Source organism: Angustibacter speluncae, assembly GCF_054777815.1.
Genome location: NZ_BAAHAF010000021.1, coordinates 1 through 4,576 on the forward strand (window position 1 = coordinate 1; position 4,576 = coordinate 4,576).

The following is a 4,576-nucleotide window of genomic DNA, read 5'->3' on the forward strand; positions in this document are numbered from 1 at the left end:
CCGCGGCCACGTCGGTCGCCGGGCCGCGCCGGCGGCGCCAGGACGCCCGGCGCGGCCTCGCGGACGGGTCAGCCGCCGGGTCGGGCGCCCGTGGACGCCCGGGCACCACGAGCACCGCCAGCCCGAGCAGCACGCCGACCAGGACGGCGCTCACCGTCCGGCCCAGGGGTCGTCGTCGCCGAGCAGGAGGGACAGCCGCGACCAGCCGCGTCCTCGCGCGCCCGGCGCGCGCGGGTCGGGCGAGGCGACCAGCGCGGGCTCGACCTCGACGTGCTCGCCGCGGTCGACGACGACCCCGACACCCACCACCCGGCGCAGCCCGTCGCGCCGCTCCAGGTGCACGACGACATCGAGGGCGCTCGCCACCTGCCGGGCCAGCGCCCCGCGCCCGACGCCGCCGAGCATGCCGAGCGCCTCGAGGCGGCTCGGGACGTGCTCGGCCGCGTTGGCGTGCACCGTGCCGCAGCCGCCGGCGTGCCCGGTGTTGAGCGCGGACAGCAGGTCGAGGACCTCGGCGCCCCGGCACTCGCCGACCACGACGCGGTCGGGCCGCATCCGCAGCGCCTGCCGCACCAGCTCGGCGAGCACGACCGCGCCGGAGCCCTCCGCGTTCGCCGGACGGCTCTCGAGCCGGACGTGGTGCGGGCAGGCGGGCCGCAGCTCGGCGGTGTCCTCGACGGTGACGACGCGCTCGGCCGGGTCGACCTCGCCGAGCAGCGCCGACAGCAGTGTCGTCTTGCCGGTGCCGGTGCCGCCGCTGACCAGGAAGCCGAGGCGGCGCCGCACCACGGCGGCCAGCACGGCGTCCCACCCCGGCGGGACGCTGCCCAGGGTGACCAGCTGCCCGAGCGCGAAGGCCCGCCGCGGCGGCACCCGCAGCGACAGCACCGTGCCGCCGACGGCCAGCGGGGCGAGCACGGCGTGCAGACGGACGCCGCCGGGCAGCCGAGCGTCGACGTAGGGCGAGGCGTCGTCGAGCCGGCGACCCGACCGCGCCGCGAGCCGCACCGCCAGCGCCCGCAGCCGCTCGGGCGGCCCCAGGTCGAGGTCGACCCGGCGCAGCCCGGCGCCGGCGTCGACCCACACCTCGTCGGGTGCGTTGACCAGCACGTCGGTGACCGCGGGGTCGTCGAGCAGCGGCTGCAGCGGCCCCGCACCGGTGAGCTCGGCGCTCACCTCGTCGAGGACGCCGAGCACGCCGCCGCCCTCGCCCGCCAGCAGGGACGCGACGTCGCCGGCCAGGTCGGACCCGCGGTGCACCAGGCCGGCCCGGACCCGGGCGAGCACGCCGGCGTCGCCGGCGGCCGGTGCCGTCACGGCCCGTCCACCAGCAGCCCCAGCACCGCGCGCCCGGCGACCGCGGTGGGGCCGCGGCGCACGGCCTCGTCGAGCGTCCCGGCGTCGGCCGCCGCGGCGAGCGCCTCGTGCCGTCCCCACCCGACCACGGGAACCGCCCCCACCACCTCGCCGACGGCCGCGCGTCCTGGCCCGCCCCGCCGGCGTCCGCGCACCACGACGACCAGCCGGGGCACGAGCGACCGCAGGTGCCGCGCCGCAGCCCGTGCCGTCAGAGCGGCCGCCACCGCGTCGGGCACGACCAGCACGGCCGCGTCGGCCCGCCGCCACACGGTGCCCGCCGCGACGGTGGCCAGGTCGACCACCACCAGCGGCGCCTCCCGGCTGGCCCGGTCGAGGCCGTCGGCGAGCGCGGCCGGCGTGGGCGCGTCCTCGCCCCACCCCTCGCCGGGGGCAGGCGGCGCCGGCGGCACCCCGCGCCCGGTCGCCACCGCCGTGCCCGACCGGGCCGGGTCGGCGTCGACCAACCGTCCGCGGCCGGCGGTGGCCAGCGTGAGGGCGAGGGTGCTGGTGCCGGCTCCCCCGACCGCGCCCACGATGCCCACGACCAGCCCCTCCCCCGGGCCGGCCCGGCCCTCCGCCGCCCGCCCGACCGCGGACGCCACCCGGTCGGCGAGCAGCCCGCGCTGCGCCGGCAGCTCGAGGGCACCCGGCGGCAGCGGCACCGTGCCGTCGACGACCACGAGCAGTGCGTCCGGGACGAGCGGCGACCCCGTCCAGCAGCCCGGCAGCCGCGCGTCGACGAGCACCAGCACCGCCGGGGACGCCTCGGCCGCGGCGAGGTCCGCGACGGCCCGGCAGGTCGCACCCGCCGAGGCCGCGGCCACCCGCACCTGCTCGTGCACGACCGGGTCGGCCGTCACGACCAGGACCAGCGGCGGGAGTGGCTCGCTCATCCCGGCACCGTGCCCCGGCCACGGCGTCCGACGGGTCGTCCGTGGGGCCGGCTGTGGACGACCGGCCCGCCGGCGGGCCTGTGGACGACGCGGCGTGCGAGCCGTGCCCGGACGCGGGACGACCCCCGCCGGGGGGGGTGGCGGGGGTCGTCGTCGCCGTCCGGCTCGGGGGGGAGGAGCCGGTCGGCGGGGCCGGTCGACGCACGAGGCGGACCGGCTCCGTCCAGCATGTACCCGCATCCGGGGCGACGCAAACACGGGTTCGTGCAACGGTCCCGACCACCCCACCCGGCGGGACGGATCCGGTGCGAAGCCTTCCCTTTCACCCGTCCGAGGAGTACCAATGGAGGTGCGGTACTTCGACCGCTCGACGGTCGGTGGACCACATGCACGGAGCGGTACCCACGCGCGGCCGGTCCCCGAGAGGACACGTCGGGTCGGGCTCGTCCCGGCCCACGAATCGAGTGCACGCCTGGTAGCCGCATCGTTCATGTCCGACGGCGGCGCCTCCGGGCGCCGCCGTCACCCCGTCCCCGTCCGGACGCCCCGCCGCACCCCCAGGTCACCGACCGATCACAAACCGCCGTGCTGGTGGCGGACGCCCCTCCCGCTGACGAGGATGTCGCCGTGCGGCGTCGCGCGGGAGGAGGTGGGGCATGAGCCGTGAGGTGATGGGCTCGGCCCTCGAGGACGTGCAGGAGCGCGAGCAGGCGCCCCGGGCCGACCGCGCCGTCCGCATCGACGAGCGTCCGCGTCCCGCCGAGCCCGCTCCGACGGCCCCCGCCGAGGCCGCGGAGCCGACCACCTCCTCACCGCCGAACCGGTTCGGCGCGCTGGGCCGCCGGGGCCAGATCGTCCTGGAACGGACGCAGCAGCAGGTCGACGCCGTCCGCTCGAGCCGCACGCGCACCGCAGCGGCGGTCGCCGTCGCGGCCCTCGTCGCCGGACTGGTCGGCGTCGGGGTGACCACCGCGCTGCAGCAGGCCGGCAGCGACCGCGCCTCCGGGGTGGTCGCCTGGCTCGAGTACGGCAACGGCTACGACGACTCGGCGCGGGTCAGCACCCGGCTCAACGTGGTGAACACCGGCGACCAGCCGGTCACCGTCACGGAGGTCGACTTCGCGGGCGACCTCGAGCCGGGACGCGAGTCGGGCGTCACCGCGCAGCTGAGCGACCCGCTCGAGGTGGGGCCGGGGCAGCACGCGTCGCAGACCGTGCTCGCCGAGGTCGCCGACTGCAGCCAGGGCCAGATCGCCCGGGGCGGCAGCCGCGACGGCGAGCTGCGGGTGCGCGTCAGCGGCAACGACCTGCGCAGCTCCTGGGTCGACGGCTCGCGGATCGGCGCGTTCCCGATCTCGGCCAGCACCGTGGTCGAGATGGGCTGCATGCAGGACTTCGCGCGTCCGGTGCTGGTGGAGACCACCATCGTCCGCGCCGACGGCGACCTCTACCTCACCCTGCGCTCCGGCACGAGCGAGGACGTCGTGATCGGCCTGCGGGGGCCGGACGGCGTCTCGTTCGTCACCGAGCCGCCACTGCCCCTGTCGATCCCGGGTGGGCAGGCGGCTGCCGTGACCCTGGGCGTCGAGCTGCGGGTCGACACCTGCACCGTCAGCGCCCAGCAGCTCGACGCCGGCAACCAGGTGCGTCTGGTCGTCGGCGAGGAGGACCTGCCCGACCTCGACTACTTCGTCGTGAACCCCTGGGTCGTCCGCGAGGTCGGCCGGGCCTGCGATTAGAGCTCTACTCCTGGCTCGCTGGCGCTCGCGCGCCCGGCTCCTGCGGAGGGTCGACCCCTCCCACCTCGACTCGCTCGCTGGCGCTCCCTCGCTCGGCGCGCCGGGGCCGACCGGAGCCGGGGTATCGACTACGACCTGGGCAACCGGCCTGCGAGCACGGCGTCGGCGAGGGTGGTGCCCTCCTCGGCGCCGGTGACGACGCTGCGGGCGGTGAAGCGGATCCACCCGGCGACGCCGTCGGGCGTCCCGGTCGCGTAGCCCTCGAGCGCCGACGCCCAGCCGGCCGGGTCGGCCAGCAGCGCCGACTCCGGGACGACGGCACCCATCGGGTCGAGCCCGAGCCCGACGACGAGCGCCCGCTGGAGCGCCCGCGCGACGACGCCGTTGCCGTCCGGGAACGGTGCGGCGCAGACGATCTCGGCGGACGCGACCGCCGCCAGCACGAGCACCGGCGCGGTCGTCGGGGTGGCCAGCAGGTCGGCGAGCCCGTCCAGGCGCGCCCGGGCCCGCGCCGCGTCCGGCAGCCGGACGGCGCCGGGCACCGGCCCGCGCGGCTCCTCGCCGTCCTCGCGCGGACGTCCGACC

4 protein-coding genes are annotated in these 4,576 nt (G+C 78.4%); 1 reads left to right on the forward strand and 3 read right to left on the reverse strand.

Translation table 11 applies throughout. From position 1 onward, the window contains the following. Positions 1-150 precede the first annotated feature (150 nt). Complete coding sequence (locus ACYVKY_RS02375; protein WP_460433390.1) at positions 151-1,317, reverse strand: CpaF family protein; 1,167 nt, start codon at positions 1,315-1,317, stop codon at positions 151-153. Continuing rightward, on the reverse strand, positions 1,314-2,252 hold the full coding sequence (locus tag ACYVKY_RS02380) for a hypothetical protein (protein ID WP_460433391.1): 939 nt from the start codon (positions 2,250-2,252) through the stop codon (positions 1,314-1,316). The genes ACYVKY_RS02375 and ACYVKY_RS02380 overlap by 4 nt, the downstream gene beginning before the upstream one ends. Positions 2,253-2,908: 656 nt before the next feature. On the opposite strand from ACYVKY_RS02380, the gene ACYVKY_RS02385 reads away from it, so the two are divergent. Continuing rightward, positions 2,909-3,991 carry a hypothetical protein gene (locus tag ACYVKY_RS02385; RefSeq protein ID WP_460433392.1) on the forward strand — a complete coding sequence of 361 codons (1,083 nt, stop codon included), beginning with the start codon at positions 2,909-2,911 and terminating at the stop codon, positions 3,989-3,991. Positions 3,992-4,119: 128 nt separating this feature from the next. On the opposite strand, the gene ACYVKY_RS02390 is transcribed toward ACYVKY_RS02385, so the two are convergent. Further along, the coding region (locus ACYVKY_RS02390) for a Fic family protein (RefSeq protein ID WP_460433393.1) at positions 4,120-4,576 on the reverse strand (457 nt) is incomplete at its 5' end.